At 62.9% G+C, this 20129-nt stretch carries 15 protein-coding genes and 1 CRISPR repeat array; of the genes, 11 read left to right on the forward strand and 4 right to left on the reverse strand.

Translation table 11 applies throughout. From position 1 onward, the window contains the following. The first annotated feature begins 31 nt into the window (after nucleotides 1–31). From cas7b to NO366_RS02250, 8 genes are all read left to right on the forward strand, one after another. The gene (gene cas7b, locus NO366_RS02215; RefSeq protein ID WP_256532682.1) at nucleotides 32–1102 is read left to right on the forward strand and encodes a type I-B CRISPR-associated protein Cas7/Csh2; all 1071 of its coding nucleotides are present in this window, start codon (nucleotides 32–34) and stop codon (nucleotides 1100–1102) included. A gap of 4 nt (nucleotides 1103–1106) precedes the next feature. Continuing rightward, nucleotides 1107–1964: a type I-B CRISPR-associated protein Cas5b gene (cas5b, locus tag NO366_RS02220; protein WP_256532683.1), complete on the forward strand. Its 858-nt coding sequence runs from the start codon at nucleotides 1107–1109 to the stop codon at nucleotides 1962–1964. A 14-nt stretch (nucleotides 1965–1978) separates the two neighbouring features. Then, nucleotides 1979–4813, forward strand: coding sequence for a CRISPR-associated endonuclease Cas3'' (locus tag NO366_RS02225; protein WP_256532684.1), 2835 nt, complete (start codon nucleotides 1979–1981; stop codon nucleotides 4811–4813). Then, nucleotides 4810–5379 (forward strand): CRISPR-associated protein Cas4, encoded by a 570-nt coding sequence (gene cas4, locus NO366_RS02230; RefSeq protein ID WP_256532685.1) that lies wholly within the window; start codon nucleotides 4810–4812, stop codon nucleotides 5377–5379. Before NO366_RS02225 ends, cas4 begins: the two co-directional genes overlap by 4 nt. A 3-nt stretch (nucleotides 5380–5382) precedes the next feature. Next, on the forward strand, nucleotides 5383–6378 hold the full coding sequence (cas1b, locus tag NO366_RS02235; RefSeq protein ID WP_256532686.1) for a type I-B CRISPR-associated endonuclease Cas1b: 996 nt from the start codon (nucleotides 5383–5385) through the stop codon (nucleotides 6376–6378). Between the two features lies 1 nt (nucleotide 6379). Continuing rightward, a complete protein-coding gene (gene cas2, locus NO366_RS02240; protein WP_256532687.1) occupies nucleotides 6380–6640 on the forward strand; it encodes a CRISPR-associated endonuclease Cas2 in 261 nt (86 codons plus the stop codon). Nucleotides 6641–6740: 100 nt separating this feature from the next. Beyond that, a CRISPR array of direct repeats spans nucleotides 6741–9862; the repeat unit is 30 nt; unit sequence GTTCCAGAAGGACCTTTGTAGGGTTGAAGC. A gap of 235 nt (nucleotides 9863–10097) precedes the next feature. Further along, a complete protein-coding gene (locus NO366_RS02245; RefSeq protein ID WP_256532688.1) occupies nucleotides 10098–10694 on the forward strand; it encodes a hypothetical protein in 597 nt (198 codons plus the stop codon). Nucleotides 10695–10941: 247 nt separating this feature from the next. Further along, the gene (locus NO366_RS02250; RefSeq protein WP_256532689.1) at nucleotides 10942–11385 is read left to right on the forward strand and encodes an iron-sulfur cluster assembly scaffold protein; all 444 of its coding nucleotides are present in this window, start codon (nucleotides 10942–10944) and stop codon (nucleotides 11383–11385) included. Between the two features lie 440 nt (nucleotides 11386–11825). Here NO366_RS02250 and NO366_RS02255 read toward each other — a convergent pair whose 3' ends face one another. Next, the gene (locus NO366_RS02255; protein ID WP_256532690.1) at nucleotides 11826–13805 is read right to left on the reverse strand and encodes a DUF2339 domain-containing protein; all 1980 of its coding nucleotides are present in this window, start codon (nucleotides 13803–13805) and stop codon (nucleotides 11826–11828) included. 128 nt (nucleotides 13806–13933) lie between these two features. Here NO366_RS02255 and NO366_RS02260 point away from each other — a divergent pair, with 128 nt between their 5' ends. Beyond that, nucleotides 13934–14329: a hypothetical protein gene (locus tag NO366_RS02260; protein WP_256532691.1), complete on the forward strand. Its 396-nt coding sequence runs from the start codon at nucleotides 13934–13936 to the stop codon at nucleotides 14327–14329. 115 nt (nucleotides 14330–14444) lie between these two features. Here the strand turns inward: NO366_RS02260 and radA are convergent, their stop codons facing one another. The 3 genes from radA to htpX form a co-directional block, all read right to left on the reverse strand. Beyond that, entirely contained in the window at nucleotides 14445–15479 is a 1035-nt protein-coding gene (radA, locus tag NO366_RS02265) for a DNA repair and recombination protein RadA (RefSeq protein WP_256532692.1), read from the reverse strand. 161 nt (nucleotides 15480–15640) lie between these two features. Then, nucleotides 15641–16270, reverse strand: coding sequence for a PspA-associated protein PspAB (pspAB, locus tag NO366_RS02270; protein WP_256532693.1), 630 nt, complete (start codon nucleotides 16268–16270; stop codon nucleotides 15641–15643). 188 nt (nucleotides 16271–16458) lie between these two features. Next, nucleotides 16459–17346: a zinc metalloprotease HtpX gene (gene htpX / locus NO366_RS02275; protein ID WP_256532694.1), complete on the reverse strand. Its 888-nt coding sequence runs from the start codon at nucleotides 17344–17346 to the stop codon at nucleotides 16459–16461. 374 nt (nucleotides 17347–17720) lie between these two features. Between htpX and NO366_RS02280 the strand changes: the two genes are divergently transcribed. After that, nucleotides 17721–18842 carry a 60S ribosomal export protein NMD3 gene (locus NO366_RS02280; protein ID WP_256532695.1) on the forward strand — a complete coding sequence of 374 codons (1122 nt, stop codon included), beginning with the start codon at nucleotides 17721–17723 and terminating at the stop codon, nucleotides 18840–18842. Then, nucleotides 18835–20049, forward strand: coding sequence for a class I SAM-dependent methyltransferase (locus NO366_RS02285; protein ID WP_256532696.1), 1215 nt, complete (start codon nucleotides 18835–18837; stop codon nucleotides 20047–20049). The genes NO366_RS02280 and NO366_RS02285 overlap by 8 nt, the downstream gene beginning before the upstream one ends. The last annotated feature ends 80 nt before the right edge of the window (nucleotides 20050–20129 follow it).

Below are 20129 nucleotides of genomic sequence, written 5' to 3' on the forward strand. Positions count from 1 at the left end.
CGAGTACAACGAAACCGATACCGAGAAACCAATGTCCGCAACCGATACCGACGCCGATGCCGACGTCACGAACCGCTCAGAAATCGTCTTCGTAACTGACGCCCAGGACTGCAATCCCAACGGCGACCCGATGGGCGAAAATCGCCCGCGTATCGATCCCGTCACCCAGCAGGCGGCGATCACCGACGTCCGACTGAAGCGATACCTCCGTGATCAACTGCGGGCCGACAACCATCCGATCTTCGTCAAGCGAACCGACGACGGGGCCGAGATCCGCGCAGCGCTGGCGCTCGACTTGTTCGACGAAGTCGAATCGGTCGAGGACCTCGACGCGGTTGACGACATCGAAACCGAGTTCCTGGCGCGAGCGACCGACATCCGATATTTCGGCGCGACGCTCTCGTTCAATGCGGACACCAACGACGAACTGTACGAGGCCGTCAAGGAACGATTCCCGAGCCAGTTCACCGGTCCGGTCCAGTTCTCGCCGGCCCGCTCGCTCAACGCTGTCGAAACCAACGAGGAGACGAGCATGCTTACGAGCGTCATCGCGACGCAGGACGAGAAGGAACAGGGTGGCTTCGGACTCGACGATCACCGGATCAAATACGGAATCTTCCCGTTTCACGGGCTGGTGGACGAAAACGGTGCGAGCGATACCCACTTGAAAGCGGCAGACGTCGAGCGACTCGATACGCTCTGTTGGCGTGCGATCAAGAATCAGACCATCTCGCGAAGCAAGATTGGCCAGGAACCGCGGCTGTACGTCCGGGCCGAGTACTCAACCGATGGCTACCACGTCGGGGACCTGCACAACGCCATCACGCTCGACGAGGCCGAATCGAAACCGGACGGCGAGATGCGCTCGGTTCGGGACGTCTGTCTCGACGTCAGCGATCTCGTCGAAACGCTAGAGTCCGTGGCCGACGACGGCCACCTCAGTACGGTTCACATCGCCGGAAGCGATCGATTGGCAGTCACGTGTGATGGCGCTGAAATCGAATCCGCTGACGAGATAGCCGACGAACTCGAAGATCGTGGCGTTTCGGTCGACGGGTTCGACGTCTACGAGAAGTTCAACAAAGCGCCCCCGGCGGAGTGAGACGATGGCGAAACGAGATACTGCGAGCCAGGCACCTATCGGGGACGAGATCGATGTGGGTTCCGCACCATCGGTCGACGGTGACGGTGTCCCGTCGAAGTGTCTATCGTTCGTGCTCCGTAGCGATTGGGGTCACTTCCGGCGAATTGACCGGACGGTGACAAAGCAGACCTACCGAATCCCACCCCGAACGACCGTGGCTGGTCTCCTCGCGGCGATTGCCGGCGTCAGCCGCGACGGCTACTACGATATATTTGCGCCCGAATCGTCCGCCGTCGCCATCACGCCGGTCTCGCCGATTCGGACGGTAACGCAACCAACGCTCGGACTTGGGACCCATCCCGGCGAGACGATGGACAGCAAAGGTGGTTCGGGCAAAAAGACGATCAGGGTCAAGTACCCGGACAGCACCGATAACCGCCAAATCCATAGCTACGAGTTGCTCGTCGAACCGGCCTACCGAATCGACGTGGCTGTCGAAGACGATCGATTCTACAGCGTTCTCAAACATCGCCTCGAAACGGACACCTCGTTTTACCCCCCATCGATGGGCCTCTCGGAGTTCCTCGCGTGGACCGAGCCGATCGACGAGGAGAACCGGTTCGAATACCGACCGGAATCGGTTGAAACCGGAGAGTCGGTTCGCGTCGATAGCACCGTTCCGGACGGGATCGATGAAATCGTTCCACAGGCGGGCGTCGCCTACGATGTCGAGCGAGTTCCTGGCTACATGGAAGCGCACGAAGGAGGTCGCCGCACGACAGGCTTCATCGACTATGCGTTCGCAAGCGGATCGTTGCAAATTCGTTCCGAGACGGTCTCGCCGGTGGACGTCAATGGTCACGTCGTCGCGTTCGAGTAGCCAGTACCGACAATATGCCCATAGATTCCATTATTTCCCATCCACGGGACGGTCAGCCGGACTACAAACTCGAGTGCCATCTCGAAGATACGAAGTCTCGAATGCTTTCCCTCGGCCGATTCGAGGGTTCGGAAGCGTGCAGTGAACAGCGAGTTGCGAGCGTCATCGGACTGCTCCACGACTTTGGGAAGGTGACACCGGCGTTCCAGAGGAAGGTCCATCCTACCGTCGAATTCCATGGACCGCCACAGCAAACCTATCACGCTCGACTTGGTGCGCTCGCAGCCTTCTGGGTCGTCCAGGAGATCGGCGGTGACGACCGAGACGCACTGGCGGCATTTATAGCCATTTCGCGACATCACGGTTCACTTCCGGATGCCGTCCCGCACGTGTTTACGGACATCTATAGGACCGAAACGGACGAGAAGAACAACGTAAAGGGGTGGGCGACGGATCAGGTCGAGTCGATCGGCCAGCCGGAAAACGAACTCCACGCCCGGAAAGCCGACGAACTACTCGTCAGGGCCGGGAATGACACGACAACCTGGAACCGATTCGCTCGCGCTATTGCGGACGAATCCGTATACGAGTCACTGGCCGAACTGGTTTCCGAGCGGCGGGGGTACAGCAAAAAAGAAGACGTCGATTCACTTCCGTCCGAGCTGTACGATAGGACACTCAGGTACTGGGGACATCTGACGCTTGCAGACAAGACCAGTGCAGCCGGTATCTCGCGCTCGAAACTCGAACGGGAGCCACTTGCGCTCGAAGCACTCGATACGTATGTCGAAGGGTTAGAAGCGAACGACGAGTTAGAGCAGACGCTGAATCGGTTCCGGGAGCAGGCCAGGAATGTCGCACCAGAAAACGCCGTCGACCGACTGCTCGACGACGAAGCGGACGTCGGTCGGCTAACGCTTCCGACCGGGCTCGGAAAAACGTTCACTGGGATTACGACGGCGCTCACACTCCGTGACGAGATTGCTAAACGGCGCAAACTCGTGGAAGAACCTACCGTCGTCTACGCGCTGCCCTTCACTTCGATTATCGAACAGACGCGCGAGATATTCGAGGACCCGGATATCTGGGACGCTGATCCGGCTGGACACGCATTGACGGTCCACCACTATCTGAGTGAGACAGTCACTCGCGTCGATTCCGAGGTCGGAACGGATGGAGAAGCCGAAACCGATCAGCGAACCCGCGCTGATGCGATGCTCGGGGAGAGTTGGCGATCGGGAACGGTACTGACGACATTCGTCCAACTGTTCGAGAGTCTCGCTGGTCCGAGAAACAGCCAGGGGCTCAAATTCCCGGCGTTACAGGACGCTGTGATTATCCTCGACGAGCCACAGGCCCTACCGAAACGTTGGTGGGCGGCGATCCCGCGGCTCGTTCGAACGCTACGGACAGAGTTCGATGCCACGGTGATCGCGATGACGGCGACCCAACCGGCGCTGTTCGAGACTACCGACGACCTGTCGGCCGTCGAATTGCTCGACGACGTAGACGAGTATTACCACCACGCGCGCCGGGTGCGATACACCATCGACGATTCAGTGTGGACCTTTGGAGCTTCGGACGCAGAGACGATCCCCCTCGATCACGAAACGGCTGGCGAACGGATCGTCGACGCTGTCTCCCACGGCGCAAACGCGGGGGCAACGGAACGCTCTGCATTGACTGTCTGCAACACGATCGCCAGCTCGAGGCGGCTGACTGAAAGCGTAGCACAGGCATCTGAAATGACTGTCGAACACATCGGAAAAACGTATAGAGAGGTCCTTGAGAGGGCCGAAGGCACTTCAACAGTGGGGCGAACCGCTACGGACGATGGCCGTTTCGGCGGAACGGAACGAATCGATCAGCTTGCATCGGCAGTCCTCGATCGTCTGGGGTTCGCCCCAGATGGTGAATGGGACGGATCCGACAGCGGCCCTGTTAACGACGCGTCGTGGTCCTGGTCGAGAGCGGAACAACCGCCATTCTTCCTCGCGACGTTCAATTCGCGATACCGACCGAAGGACCGACGTGTTCTCATCCGACTTGCCGACGTACTGACGGACTGCGACGTCCCGTTCGTACTCGTCTCGACGCAGGCGGTTGAAGCCGGAGTCGACCTCAGCTTCGCTCGCGTTTACCGTGATCTTGCTCCACTCGACAGTATCGTCCAGGCGGCCGGACGCTGTAATCGGTCGTTCGAGTGGGGTGAAGAGAAGGGCCGCGTCACGGTCTGGTTACTCGATGATCCCGACGATCCGAACGGAGGTGTCGACCGAACGCCCGCCAAGTACGTCTACGGCACCGATCTCGGCAGCCATTTGACGATTATCACCGAAACGCTTCGAGACACCCTCGAAACGCAATCCGACGTTGACGAGTTTACAGTGACGCGGCGCGCAGTTCCGACGTACTTCGAACGAATCCGCGAGAAGGCACTCGCCAGCCAGGAGCTGCTCGATCACATCGAACGGTGCGAAGCAAAGCAACTTGGCCGGAAATCACTCATTCAGGAGGATTATCCGACCGTCGATATCATCGTCGCTGTAACTGACCGAGAGAAAACTCTCCTCGAGGCAATCGGTGACGCGTTCAACGATGGGAACACTCCTCGGGCATACGAGCTCCTTCAACAAGCATCCGATCTGCGCGTGTCGATCCCGGCTCGCGACGCAGAGGGGACACTTACCCAGGCGACGAGAGTTGACCGAAAAAGGCGCGGAGAGCAAGAAGGTGTACAGATTCTCGCTTATAGACCTGAAACCGCAGGTGGTTCTTACGATCTCGATAGCGGCGGGTTCGTGGCGAACGACAACGACGTGGTCGCCGGTCGATTCACCGTGCTATGAGTGAAAGTCCCAGTTATTCGAAGAAGGACCGGATCGACGATCTCATCGAACGCGAGCGGAATCCCCACCGTGAGCCACCCGTCCGGATCACCGGGTTGATGGTCCAGTACTACCACGTTTGCCGGCGGGAACTCTGGTTCATGTCCAGAGGCATCGATATCGATCGAAGCACGCCGAATATCCAGCGCGGGACACACACGGACGAGACGAGCTACCGGGATAGCCGACGGTCGTTCACGATCGACGGTCGAATCGCCCTGGACGTACTCGATGACGGCGACGTGATGGAGGTGAAGGTCTCCTCGTCGTTGGAAAAACCGCCACGAATGCAACTGTTGTACTACCTCTGGTATCTGGACCGGATTCACGGCGTCGAGAAGTCCGGTGTATTGGCGTATCCGCGTGAACGATCTCGCGAGCAGGTAGAGTTGACCGAGGACACCGCCATCAGCGTTGAGGAAACCCTCGACGGAATTATCGATGTCGTCGAGTCCGATAGTCCACCGCCCCTCGAGAAGAAACCGTACTGCGACTCGTGTCTCTACCAGGACATCTGCTGGTTGTGACTCATGCCACAGGATAACCACCACATCTTCGCCGACGGCGAACTGTCCCGCAGTGAAGACACGCTCAGGATCGATACCCTCGAAGGCGAAACGAAGTATCTCCCGGTCGAGAGCGTCGGAACGATCTACCTGCACGGCCAGATCGACTTCAACACCCGGGCTCTCGGGTTGCTCAACGAACACGGGACGGCGGTTCACGTCTTCGGCTGGAAGGATTACTACAAAGGGTCCTATCTGCCGAAGCGACAGCACCAGTCCGGAAACACGATCGTCGAACAGGTCCGTGCATACGATGACCACGAACGTCGTATGCGGATTGCCCGATCGATGATCGAGGCGAGTATCCACAATATGCGTGCGAATCTCAAGTACTACCATACTCGAGACCACGACTTTGGCAGTGAAATTCAGACGCTCAACCAACAACGAAAGCGGGTAGGCTCCGTCAGCGACATCGAGGAACTCCTCGGTGTCGAGGCGACGGCGCGTAAAGCGTACTACGCCTGTTTCGACGATATTCTCAGAGATCCGTTCGAGCTGACGCGAAGGGAGTACAATCCACCGTCGAACGAAGCCAATGCCCTCGTTTCGTTTCTCAATGCAATGGTCTACACGACCTGCGTCTCGGCGATTCGAAATACTGCGCTCGATCCCACCGTCGGCTACGTTCACCAACCCGGAGATAGACGGTTCACCCTGTCGTTAGATTTGGCAGACATATTCAAACCAATTCTTGCAGACCGAGTGATGTTCAGAGTGGTCAACCGGCAGCAGTTAGGGATTGACGACTTCGAAAGCGAACTCGAGGGGTGCCTATTGAGCGAGGACGGTCGGTTGACTGTGCTGGAAGTCTACGAAGAAATGCTCGATCAAACCGTGGAGCATCCGAGATTGAAACGAAAGGTGAGTTACAAGACGCTAGTCCAGACCGACGTGTATTCGCTAAAGAAACACGTCCTCACCGGCGAACCGTACCGGCCCACGGAGCGGTGGTGGTGACGTGTTCGTCCTCGTCACATACGACGTGCCAGCCGAACGGACGCGTATTTACCGAAAGCTTCTGCGAAAACATCTGGAACACATCCAGTACTCCGTATTCTATGGCGACATCACGGAGGGACAACTCGTCACGATCCAAAATGAGATACACAACGTCCTCGACACAGACGATTCAGTCTACATCTTCGAGTCTAACGTATCTGCCTCAGTTGAGTGCACTGTCCTCGGTGACGCAGACGAACCAGGAAGTAAGTTCACATAGTTTCGTCGACCCCCCGGGGGTTGACACACCATTGCGGGTCGACGAAAACCTTGATGTGAAATCCGCATAGAGAGGGCTATATGGCCCGATATCGGCCATGGTTCCAGAAGGACCTTTGTAGGGTTGAAGCAATATCCGTGAGCCACGGGTGCGGATTGCCTGGTATGTGTTCCAGAAGGACCTTTGTAGGGTTGAAGCAGAACCGGAGTCTGTGTCCATCACCGGAGTCCCCCAGTTCCAGAAGGACCTTTGTAGGGTTGAAGCGTTTCCGAAACCGAGGGGTTTCGGCTTGCGTATGCAAGTTCCAGAAGGACCTTTGTAGGGTTGAAGCACTGTCGGGGTATGCGGGGCCGCCGAGCCGACCGTGTTCCAGAAGGACCTTTGTAGGGTTGAAGCTCACGGCGGACCAGCCGCCACACGGACTGCAGTATCGTTCCAGAAGGACCTTTGTAGGGTTGAAGCGAACCGATTGCGGACGATGAGCCAGAGCTCGTCACCGTTCCAGAAGGACCTTTGTAGGGTTGAAGCACCAGATCCCGATCTTGTAGCCGTGACGCTCAAGGTGTTCCAGAAGGACCTTTGTAGGGTTGAAGCACGTTCCAGAGCAAGCAGATGGTGGGCAACTTCGTGTTCCAGAAGGACCTTTGTAGGGTTGAAGCGACACCGGCGACCAGCGGCGGCTCGCGGCCTGGATGAGTTCCAGAAGGACCTTTGTAGGGTTGAAGCGCCGCCATCAGTTCGAGGTCGTGATAGGGCATCTGTTCCAGAAGGACCTTTGTAGGGTTGAAGCGCCGCTCGTCCAGGAGGCATCGGAGACGTCAGCCTCGTTCCAGAAGGACCTTTGTAGGGTTGAAGCTGTCGGCAAACTCGTTGTAGATGTCCGACGCCGTCGTTCCAGAAGGACCTTTGTAGGGTTGAAGCCTCGGTAAAATCATCAACTCGGATGCAACTCCCACTAGTTCCAGAAGGACCTTTGTAGGGTTGAAGCGAACGCTACTGCAATAGCGATGACGTGGAACGCCTGAGTTCCAGAAGGACCTTTGTAGGGTTGAAGCGAACGCTACTGCAATAGCGATGACGTGGAACGCCTGAGTTCCAGAAGGACCTTTGTAGGGTTGAAGCGCTCCCCGTCTCTTTGGTTCTCCAATCGCTAAATTGGGTTCCAGAAGGACCTTTGTAGGGTTGAAGCAACTCTTTCCGACTCACTTCGTCGTATGACTCTAGGTTCCAGAAGGACCTTTGTAGGGTTGAAGCCATGAATGAAACCACTGACGACGAACTAGAGAACGGTTCCAGAAGGACCTTTGTAGGGTTGAAGCTTGCGGATATGGTTCCTTACTCCATCCTCACAGGAAGTTCCAGAAGGACCTTTGTAGGGTTGAAGCGGGGTTGTTGGCTCGATCGCGTACGACGGGACTGCTGTTCCAGAAGGACCTTTGTAGGGTTGAAGCAACTCTTTCCGACTCACTTCGTCGTATGACTCTAGGTTCCAGAAGGACCTTTGTAGGGTTGAAGCCATGAATGAAACCACTGACGACGAACTAGAGAACGGTTCCAGAAGGACCTTTGTAGGGTTGAAGCTTGCGGATATGGTTCCTTACTCCATCCTCACAGGAAGTTCCAGAAGGACCTTTGTAGGGTTGAAGCGGGGTTGTTGGCTCGATCGCGTACGACGGGACTGCTGTTCCAGAAGGACCTTTGTAGGGTTGAAGCACTCCCGCATCCGGGGGATGGACGAAGAAGGGTCTGAGTTCCAGAAGGACCTTTGTAGGGTTGAAGCATCAAGCGGGCCCTGCTCAACGACTCGGTCACCGAGTTCCAGAAGGACCTTTGTAGGGTTGAAGCACAGAGTGATCCACCCATAACCATTATGGCATTTGTTCCAGAAGGACCTTTGTAGGGTTGAAGCTGGTAGTCCTATAGGCGTCAGTTGGTGATTCGAGACTGTTCCAGAAGGACCTTTGTAGGGTTGAAGCCCGCTATAATCCGGCGGGTCTGGGAGACCGAATTCCGTTCCAGAAGGACCTTTGTAGGGTTGAAGCACAGACCAGACAGTGACCGAGGAATTGGCAACGCGAGTTCCAGAAGGACCTTTGTAGGGTTGAAGCAACACGGCGGCCACCTACCTGGACTGATTCTCATGGTTCCAGAAGGACCTTTGTAGGGTTGAAGCTGTCTGTACTCGCGAGATCGGCGCCACACTCTGAGCGTTCCAGAAGGACCTTTGTAGGGTTGAAGCGACGACCACACGGCGGTCCGAGCGGCCCACGAATACTGTTCCAGAAGGACCTTTGTAGGGTTGAAGCAGATGACAATCGACCTGATCCCGATCGTCCTCGCTGTTCCAGAAGGACCTTTGTAGGGTTGAAGCACGGATTCAGAGTATTTCCAGTGAGACGTATTTGGTGTTCCAGAAGGACCTTTGTAGGGTTGAAGCGCAACGACACCCGCGGCGTCGCAGTCGTCGGCGTGTTCCAGAAGGACCTTTGTAGGGTTGAAGCAACTTCGAGCACGGCCACTGACCGTGACGGAGGTGGGTTCCAGAAGGACCTTTGTAGGGTTGAAGCAGGGTGACAGTCCCGCCGTCGTGGATCGGGCCACGGTTCCAGAAGGACCTTTGTAGGGTTGAAGCAATAAAATTGATGCCATTCTCGATCTGGAGGGGAAAGTTCCAGAAGGACCTTTGTAGGGTTGAAGCAACGACTCTAGTTTCCGGTGGCACGTAGGGCAGAGTGGTTCCAGAAGGACCTTTGTAGGGTTGAAGCACATCTTAACGGAAATGTCGAAACTCAAAGAGCCAGTTCCAGAAGGACCTTTGTAGGGTTGAAGCAACGCGAACGCCGATACGCAGCCCAAAGACATCGTCGTTCCAGAAGGACCTTTGTAGGGTTGAAGCGGGACTTCCGAACCGGTCCACGTCTGTCCGGGTTGTTCCAGAAGGACCTTTGTAGGGTTGAAGCACTCCGCGCACGCGGGTTCTCCGTTGACTAACTCATGTTCCAGAAGGACCTTTGTAGGGTTGAAGCACTTCTCACCGTAGGGGCGGTAAATATCGCTCATGGTTCCAGAAGGACCTTTGTAGGGTTGAAGCGAGATAAGGGGGCCACCCCCTCCTGGACCGTCCTGGTTCCAGAAGGACCTTTGTAGGGTTGAAGCCTCGGTGAGTTCTCTCACGAGCAGTTCGTCGAGACGGTTCCAGAAGGACCTTCGTAGGGTTGAAGCTCCGTCCAGATCACGGGCTTCACGCTCGTCTCCCAGTGTCAGCGGGATCAACGTCGGATCGGAGCTGGTTGCTATCGACGAGTGATCCAGCATCACCGTCTTCAACCCGCATCCCCGAAGCAAGTATTATAACGACGTGCGACTGTTGCCACCGCATGGTGCAGTGTTACTATAGAAAACAAGATCTGGCAGGGTGCGTCGGTGCGAACCATCGCCAATATACCGGGGTGGTCCGATGACCGAGCGGGATACCGACGCGAACGCGTCGGGGCCGGACGATCGAGCCGGTCAGGACCGATCACGGGAGGGGAGTCGCGACTGCGTGGATCCGCAGTGGGCCGTGCCGTCGATCGACGCGCCCGCCGGACTCGGCGACTCGCTGGTCGACGTGTCAGTCGAGACGACCTCGTGGGAGCGGTCCGAACTGCTCGCCGATGTCGGCCCAGCGATCGGCCCGGACAGGCTGACGGTCGGCCGGATCGAGGTCGACTCGGACTGGTCGGCCCTGGCGATCATCGAACACCTGGACGAGATCTTCGAACGGACGAACCCGCACACCGCGGCCGCCCACGAACCGCCGGCGCTCGAGTGTACGGTCGTCGGCGACGAGACCGTCTTCGTCGAGTTCCGCTCGCGAACCGACTCCTGCTCGCTGTTCGCCGGCATCGTCGAGGCCATCGGCGAGCGATACGACGACCCGCTCGCCGTCACTCACCGCAGCTGCGACGGCCGTTCGGACGACTCGGCGGGGACGCTGCTCGTCTCCACCGCCCGCCATCGAACCGACGCGACGGCCGGCGCCGGGAACGAGGTGGGCCAGACGAGTCACTGAGCACCCCGTCCACCCCGGAGGCGGGCCCTCGACAACCCCTGGACGGAGGCGGGCCCTCGACAACCCCTGGACGCCCCGATCCCCCGTGACCCCTCGGTCGTCTCCTGGACGGTCTCGTTCACCCGGTGCAATCCTCGTTCACCCGTACCCCCTCGATCGCCGTCACGAAACGGCCGGTCGCCTGCCGTCGAACCGAAACGCACCTGCAGCGCAACCCTTTTTACCGGACACGACGAAATGCTATCAAATGGGAACCGGCTCGGACATGTACCGACAGCAGATCCTCGACCACTACAAGAACCCGCGTAACTACGGGGAACTCGAGGATCCCACGTTCAGCCACGTCGGCGAGAATCCGATGTGCGGCGACGAGATCCGGATGGACGTCGCCCTCACCGAAGACGACGGCGAGACGGTCGTCGAACGGGTCGCGTTCAGCGGCGACGGGTGTGCGATCAGCCAGGCCTCGGCGAGCCTCCTCTCCGAAGCACTCCCGGGCACCACCGTCGACGACCTCCTGGAGATGGACCGCGACGACGTCACCGACCTGCTCGGCGTCGACATCTCGCCGATGCGCATCAAGTGCGCCGTCCTCGCCGAGAAGGTCGCCCAGGACGGCGTCGAGATCTACCGCGGCGAACTCGACGCCGAGACCACGACGATCGAAGACCAGGACGACGGCGACGACTAACCACCGACCCGTTTCTTCGTCGGGTTCGCGCTTCGCCCGACCCGCGTGACGGCGACGCCGCCACGGCAGTCAGTCGCGGGCCGCAGGCCCGCAACTCGTTCTCTGCTCACGGGCGCGTAGCACCCGTTCGCGTGGTCAGTGGGACCTCCGGTCCCGGTCGACTCGAAACCCGTCGATGAAAACGGCCGGCAGCTTCGCCGCCGGAAAACCGCGCTCACTCCGTTCGCGCGGATGCTACTCGGTGACGTACCAGGCGTCCGTTTGTCGCCCGACGAGATGGTCGGGCAGTCGTGTACACGATCTGCGTCCAACGGCAGCCCCAGCCGACGGTCGACGGCCCACCGAGACCAGAACCGACGCGAGAGGGTGCGGTCGGCCCTGCGCGCCAGGGCCGCCGAGAACGTCCGCGGTCGACGACGAACCAACCGCCCGTCTGCCACCTACTCGTTCGCGGCGGGTTCACCCGCTGAGTCGCCCAGCCGGCCCGCGTTGCGGGCGTACGCGAAGGCCGCGACGAGGAGGACGGCGCCGAGGGTGAGAAACGACAGCGTCCGGGTGAGCGGGTCGAGCCCGCTCGTGTCCACGAGGAACACCTTGACCGTCGTCAGGCCGAGGAGGGCGATCCCCTGATAGCGCAGCGACCGACGTCCGGCGACGAAGCCGACGGCCAGGAGGGCGAGCGCGAACGCGGCCCAGGCGACCGAGAGGGGGTACGACGATAGCTCCAGCCAGAGGAGTTCCGTCACCAGCGCGGTCCCGACCCAGGCGTACGTCCGCCCGGGGATAGCCAGCAGTCGGGAGTCCGGCGCGTCGGACTCAGCGGCCGGGCCGGTGGGAGAGCCGCGATCCGGCGGGTCGGATTCGGCGACCGGGTCGCGCCCCTGCGCGTCGGGGTTCGCCGACGGCCTGGCGTCCGAGCGGCGCTCGATGAGGACCGCGACGCCGTAACACGCGGCGATGGCGGCCAGGAACGCGACGAGACGCGTGGGGACGACCCAGGGGTCGAACCCGACCGGCGCCAATCCCATCGCGTCCGGCAGGGCCACCTTCGCCACGAGAACCAGGGCGAGCCCGTGGGTGGCCAGGCGAGCGCGTGAGTCCTCCAGCCGGATCGAAGCGAGGAGCGCGGCCGGGAGGCTCGCCGCGAGGACGATCGTGACCCAGACCGGCGCCAGCGCGAGGTCGACGGCGAGGGCGTAGAAACCGACGGCGAGGTACGGCGCGGCCGGCGTCTCGCGGACCAGCCGTCGGTCGGCCGCGATGACGATCCCAGCGAAGGTGACCGCGAGCGAGAGGAAGGTGAGCGAACGGGGCACCGCGGCTCCGGCGGCGAACAGTCGTGCGAAGAGGGTCGCGAACGCGAGTGCGTTCGTCACCACGAGGAGGTGGTCGAGCCAGGAACGCCAGCCGGTCCGATCGCGCCGGCCCGGATGGATCGCCGTCGCGAGAAAGGTGCCGAACGCCACGGCGAGAAAGGCCCCGGCGGCGAGCGCCTGCCCGCCGTCGAGCGCTCCCCGCCAGGCGACGTAGACGCCGTAGCTCCCGATGACGCCGCCGAGTGGGAGGGCCGGCCGGTCCCGATCGATCGAGACGGCGGCGACGGCGATCGTCAGGACGAGCGCGTACGCGAGCGTGAGCGCGCCCCACTCCGGGATCGTGACGCCGGCCGTGAGGTAGCCGATCAGGAGCGACTCGGCGCCGACGAGCGGCCGGTCGTCCCGGTGTGAGATCCACAGGCCGACGGCGACGACCGCCGTGAGGCCGGCGACCGCCGCACCGAGCGTCGTCCCGATGGCCGCCCGGTAGCTCTCGAAGCCGTAGGCGGCGTACAGGCTGAGCGCCGCGATGGCGAGCCCGCCCCCGACGACGATCCCGCCCAGGCGGTGGTACCGATCGTCCCGCGCGGCGTAGCGGCCGACAGCGACCATCGCCGCGCCCGCCCCCACGCCGAGGGCGATCCGGGCCGCGTACCCGAGGAGGTCCTGCTGGATGGCGTAGCGGACGAACAGGCCGACGCCGACGAGCAGGGCGAGGACGCCGACGACGCCGAGCCACCGGATGCCGACGTCGAGCTCCCAGTCCCGTCCGCCCGAGTCGGTGTCGGTCGGTGCGTCCGCTGGTGGCCCTCGTCCCTCATCCGCAACGGGCCCTCCTTCCCCATCCGCCGGGCGGTCCGCTGGCGACGGCCGGCCGGGTTCCTGAGCCCACGAACCGCCCGCCGACGGCGCATCGGCCGCACCCGCTGCGGCCGCGTCCGCCTCTGATCGCGCATCCGCCGGGTCGCCACTCGCGCCCGTCCGATTCTCCTCGGCCGGTCGCTCGATCGCCGATTCGAGCGACGACAGCCGCGAGTCGATGTCGTCGACCGCGGCGCGCAGCTCCCGCACCTCGTCCCGGAGGTCCGGGTCGTCGTCGGTCATGTCACTCCGTTCAGAACTCGGCGGTATATGTCTTCTCCTGCGACGGTCAGAAATCAACGACGGTCGTCCAGACCACCCACAGGTCTGCAAGGGACGGGGATTCCCCGTGTCACGCGGTCCGTACGACCGTGCTCGGGACCGCGACCGGCTTCGTCCTCGGGGCGCTCATCGGGTCGATCACGACCGCCGTCGCCTCCGGACTCCTCTACTGGAAGCGCGAGCGCGACCGGACTGAACGACTGCGTGGAGCCCTCGCCGCCGAACTACGCTCGTACGACTATCTCGACGCGATGATCGAGGACGGACGGTACGAGGACGTCACGGAACGCGTCGAGGCGCCGACGGTCTACGCCTCGGTCGGCGGCAACCTCGGTCGACTCTCCGACGACGAGATCACCGCCCTCGTCGCGTTCTACGCTGACTGCCGGTGGCTCGACGGACTCCAGGACCCGGAGGACAAGAAGGAGGGGATCGAACAGGTCGTCGAGCACCGACAGGAGGCGCTCGCCGCGGTAGAACGCTAGCATCCGCGAGCGTAGCGAGCGGTTCCCCGGCGGCGAAGCCGCCGGTCTTTTTCATCGAAGTTTTTCGAGGAGTGGTTCGCGCCGCGCGCGAACCCGACGAAGAAAAAGTTCGATGTTACTCCGGCACGAGACCTTCGTCCTCGACGCGCATGACGGCCTCGCCGTCGGCGAGGTTGGGGGCGTCGACGAGGCGGACGATCCGCTTCGTCCCCTTGGACTTGCGGAGGTACATGCGGAAGGTGGACTTGTGACCGAGGATGTTGCCGCCGATGGGCTGGGTCGGGTCGCCGAAGAACGAGTCGGGGTTCGAGGCGACCTGGTTCGTCACGATGACGGCGCAGTTGTAGAGGTTGCCGACCTTGTCGATGTCGTGGAGGTGTTTGTTGAGTTTCTGCTGGCGGCCGGCGAGTTCGCCGCGGCCGACGTACTCGGCGCGGAAGTGGGCGGTCAGCGAGTCGACACAGAGCAGGCGGACGGGGTAGTCGGAGTCCTCGTGTTCGCTGGCGAGTTCCTTCGCCTTCTCGGCCAGCAGCATCTGGTGGTTGGAGTTGAACGCCTTCGCGACGTGGATCTTCTCCAGGACGGCCTCGACGAGTTCGTCGAGGGCGTCCTCGTCGTCGGCCGAGCCCTCGATCTCGCGATCGTCGAGGGCGGCCTCGATGGCCTCGTCGGGGAGCCCGCGGACCATGTCGTCGATCCGCTCGGGACGGAAGGTGTCCTCGGAGTCGACGAAGATGCACGAGCCGTGGAGGCCGCCGACCTCCTGGGGAAGCTGGACGTTGACGGCCATCTGGTGGGTGACCTGGGACTTGCCGGAGCCGAACTCGCCGTAGACTTCGGTGATCGACTGGGTTTCGATCCCGCCGCCCAGCAACTCGTCGACCTCGTCGATGTGCCAGGTGAGCTTGCCGATCTTGTTGCGCCGTTCGAGCACCGTCGAACCGGTCTCGAAGCCACCGACGTCGGCCGCGTCCCGGGCGGCCGTGACGATGTCCGCGGCCGTCGACTCGCCGACGTCCGCCGTGTTCGACAGCTCCGAGGGTGAGGCGACCGCCAGGCTCTGGAAGGAGTCGAAGCCCGCGTCTGAGAGTTTGTCCGCCGTGGCCGGGCCGACGCCCGGCAGCGTCTCTAGGTCTGCGTCTGCTGGCATACTCGTCGCTTGCGCTGGATCAGGTATAAACCCTCGTTAACAGGGAAGTGAAAGTGAAAGTGCCGCCCGGCAAGCCGGTCGAGAAGGAATCGGGACCCCCGGTCCCACACACCGAGCGACTGGCCAGGTGCCGGTCTGGCGTCACGAGGGCGTTCGGGCGCTCACTCCCAGGGATGCCGCCCGTCTTCGCTCGGCCAGAGCGGGTACCAGTACTCCTTGTCGGCCTCGACGTCGAGTTCGCCGTCGAGGACGGACTCGAGTTTGAACTCCGCGCTGTTGTTTCGGTCGCGACCGCCCGCGGGCGCGAACGGGTAGAACGACCCGCGGCGGAAGGAGTAGATCCAGTAGGCTCGCTGGGGCCGGCCGTCGTCGGCACGCCGGTCCGGCCGCTCGTAGCCGAAGACGGCGGCGAGCAGCCGTGAGCCGTATCCCTGTTCGACGAACGTGTCCGCGGCGAAGTGCATACTCGTCACCAGGTCCTCCGTATCGTCGTCGGCCAGGACGACCCACTCGTAGCCGTGGCCGTCGGCGGTGACGTCGAACGCGGTGCCGGTCTCCTCCTGGCCGGCCGCGAGGATGGCCTCGACCTCGTCGACGGCGTCGTGAAAGCTGCTCGCGTCCACACCGGAGAAACAGAGGGCCGCTTCGCCGACCGACTCGTACCCGAGGTCGGCGTGCATCGTCATGTAGGCGGTGCTCATGCCGAACAGGTCCTCCGGGTCGGCCTCGCGGCGAGCGTCCGCCTCGGCCTTGAGGCCGAGCGCCGCCCGCAATCCGTCGAGTACTCCCATATCTCACCTCAGGGCCGCGCGACCAAAAGCACCCACGAATCCGCGTTCGACGTCCACGGATCCGCACTCGACGTCCACGGACCCGCACTCGACGCCGGCAAATCCGCACTCGACGCCGTCCCCACCCGACGGCGCCGCCGGGACTCCCAGCGGGCGACTCCCAGACACGGGGTCCCGTGCGACGGTCCTCAGAACCCTTCCATCTCGCGTTCGAGCGTGCGGAGCTGTTCGATCCGTTTCTCCGTCGGCGGGTGCGTAGAGAACAGGCGACCGACGACGCCCGACTTGAGCGGGATGATGAAGAAGGCGTTCATCTCGGCCTCGTCGCGGAGGTCCTTGTCTGGGATCTTCTCGACGCCACTCGAGATGGAGACGAGCGCGGAGGCGAGCGCCGACGGCTTGCCGGTGATCGCCGCCGCGCCGCGGTCGGCGGCGTACTCGCGGTAGCGCGAGAGCGCGCGCATGAGGATGTAGCTGATGATCCAGACGACGAGCGAGATCAGGATGGCGACGAGGATGCCGCCGCCCCCGCGGTTGCCGCCCCGGCCACGACCGCCGCCGAAGAACGCGCCCCAGCGGACGAACATGAACGCGATCGTCCCCAGGAGGGAGGCGAACGTCATCACCATCATGTCGCGGTTCTTCACGTGCGCGAGTTCGTGTGCGAGAACGCCCTCGAGTTCGTCCTGGTCGAGCGTACGAAGCAGGCCCGTCGTGACGGCGACGGCGGCGTTCTTCTGGTTGCGGCCCGTCGCGAACGCGTTCGGCACTCGCTCGTCGACGACGGCCACCTTCGGCTTCGGTAGATCGGCCTGCTGGGAGAGACGCTCGATCGTCCGGTGGAGGTCCGGGTACTCCTCGGCCGAGACCGTCTTCGCGCCCATGCTCTTCAGCGTGAGCGTGTCGCTGAAGTAGTACTGGGCGACCGTGAAGCCGCCGAAGATGAGCAGGAAGACGAACATACCGCCGCCCGTGTAGAGCATGATCCCCGCCGCGAACACGATGTACAGGGCGAACAGCAGGAACATCGTCAGTCCCATCCGGGCTCTGAGCCCCCAGTCCGGTTTCCAATCCATACGTTTACGTACGTATCGTGACGGGATAAGCGCCGTGTTAGAGGACGGCTCTGCTCCGGTTTCGGAACCCGTCGGCTCCGTCCGGGTGTGCGCGCCGCCACGGATATGGCCGTCGGCTGGGACCGGTGGTGAACCCCTTCGCTTCAGGTGGAAATCGCTCGACTCGATGACGTCTGACGCGCGTTCGCAACGGAGGGTGTCGGTTTCATTTTCCCGGTTCGAACACCGTTTCGGAGCAGTGCGCGTGGAGACGGTTCGCAGGCGTGGCCGGGGTTACGGGAGAGGACCGACAGCGAACTGGTTCGGATTCCGAGACGCGGACACGGAACCGCCCGAACGCGCCGCTTATCCGAATCCGGGCCCAATCACGGGCCATGAGTGAGTCACGCGCGTTCTGTCCCCGCTGTGGGGATCCGGTTCCGGAACGGCCGCCCGATTCGGAGGCGACCGATCCGCTCCGGCCGTCGGCGGCCGTCGACCTCTGTGAGGCGTGTTACTTCGAGGACTTCGAGTTCGTCGACGCGCCGGACGAGGTCACCGTATCCGTCTGCTCGCGCTGTGGGGCGGTCCGGAAGGGCGAGCGCTGGGTCGACGTCGACGCCGCGGACTACACCGACGTGGCCATCGACGCGGTGAGCGAGGCGCTGGGCGTCCACGTCGACGTCGACGACGTGGCCTGGCAAGTCGAGCCGGAACACGTCGACCAGAACACGATCCGGATGCACTGTCACTTCACGGGCGTCGTCCGCGACGAACCCGTCGCCGAATCGGTCGTCGTCCCCGTGACGATCGCCCGCGGCACCTGCAGGCGCTGCGGGCGCATCGCCGGCGACTACTACGCCAGCGTCGTCCAGCTGCGCGCCGAGGATCGCACGCCGACGGCCGAGGAGATCGAGCGCACGAAGGAGATTTCGAACGAAGTCGTCGCCGAGATGGAGGCGACGGGCGATCGGAACGCCTTCGTCACCGAGATGGGCGCGGTCGACGCCGGGCTGAACGTGAAGGTCTCGACGACGAAGATCGGCACGAAGATCGCGAACAAGGTCAGAGAGGAGTTCGGCGGGACCGTCACGGACTCGGAGACGCTGGTCACCGAGGACGAAGACGGCAACGAAGTCTACCGCGTCACGTTCGCCGTGCGCCTGCCGCCCTACACGCCGGGCGACGTGATCGACCTCGACGGCGACGACGACGGGCCGGTCCTCGTCCGTAGCGCCCGCGGGAATCTCAAAGGCGTTCGCCTTCGGACCGGCGAGCGGTACGAGGCCTCTCACGAGGACGGGGTCTCCCCCGACGCGCGCAGGCTCGGCACCCGCGAGGACGGGGTGGAGACCACGGTCGTCACGGTCGAAGACGAGCGTGCGATCCAGGTGCTCGATCCAGAGACGTACGAGGCGAAGACCATCGCGCGGCCCAACTACGTCGACCCCGAGGCGGAGACGGTCCCCGTCCTGAAGAGCCGCGCCGGCCTGCACGTGCTCCCGACGGATGAGTGACGAGTGCGCGCCCGGCGAGGACGAGAGCGAAACCGGGATCGACGAGTCCACCGGCGACGAGCTCCTCGACAGGGCGAGCGAGGGCGGGCCGCTCGCGGTCGTCGTCGACGAGGCGCGGACCGAGATCGCCATCGAATCGCTCCGCACCGAGGGCGTCTACGACGACGAGCGCGCCGTCAGACCGTACGGCGACGGACGCATCGCGGTGCCGGTCGATCGACCGCCCGAAGATACGCGCGTGCACGCGATCGTTAGACAGGTGGATCCCGACTACCGGGCGACCGACCTGGACGCCCTGCTCACCGAGCGGGGCTGGAGCGACGCCGAGCGTTCGCGGGCGCCGGGGTCGTGGGCCGTCGTCGGTGACGTCGTCCTCGTGACGCTTCCCCCCGACTGCCCGAACGAGACCGACGTGGCCGAGGCGCTGCTGGAGCTCCACGGCGGGGCCGAGACGGTTCTCGCAGACGAAGGCGTCCGCGGTACCTACCGGGAACCCCGAACGCGTCACCTCGCCGGCGAGCGCGACACCGAGACGGTCCACGTCGAACACGGGACGGCGTACGGCCTCGATCCGGCCGCGGTCATGTTCTCGCCCGGTAACCAGGCCGAGCGCGTGCGAATGGGCGACGTCGTCGACTCCGGCGAGCGAGTCTGGGACATGTTCGCCGGGATCGGCTACTTCACGCTGCCGATGGCGCGCGCCGGTGCGGCCGTCACGGCGACCGAACCCAATCCGACGGCGTTTCGCTACCTCGTCGAGAACGCCGTCAGAAACGACGTGACCGACCGGGTGGCGGCGTACAACGCGGACTGTCGCGACCTCGCGGAGACGCTGTCTGTCGACCGCGTCGTCATGGGATACTACGGCGTCTCGGCGGACGCCGACTCCGAGCCGACGCTATCGCCGGAGAGCGACGGGGCGCCGAGCCCGGACGGGGCGGCCGATGCAACAAGATCGACGCACGGCGACGCACGGCGACTGACCGCCGTGGAGTATCTCCCCTCGGCGCTCGACGCGCTCGATCACGGCGGGACCGTCCACTATCACGAAGCCGTTCACGAATCCGAACGGCGGGACGGGCCGCGACGGCGGTTGATCGAGGGAGCCGCAGAGTACGGACGGACCGTCCGCGTTCTCGACCAGCGTCGGGTCAAGACGCACAGTGCGGGGGTCGTCCACGTCGTGATCGACGCAACCGTGTCCTGACGAACCCGTCCGACGGTCTCGAACGCCGGGTGCGTCACGAGCGGCGCCCGAGGCAGACCGGGGCGGGCGTCGTTCCACCG

The sequence above is a fragment of the Halovivax cerinus genome, assembly GCF_024498195.1.
GTDB classification, from domain to species: Archaea; Halobacteriota; Halobacteria; order Halobacteriales; family Natrialbaceae; genus Halovivax; species Halovivax cerinus.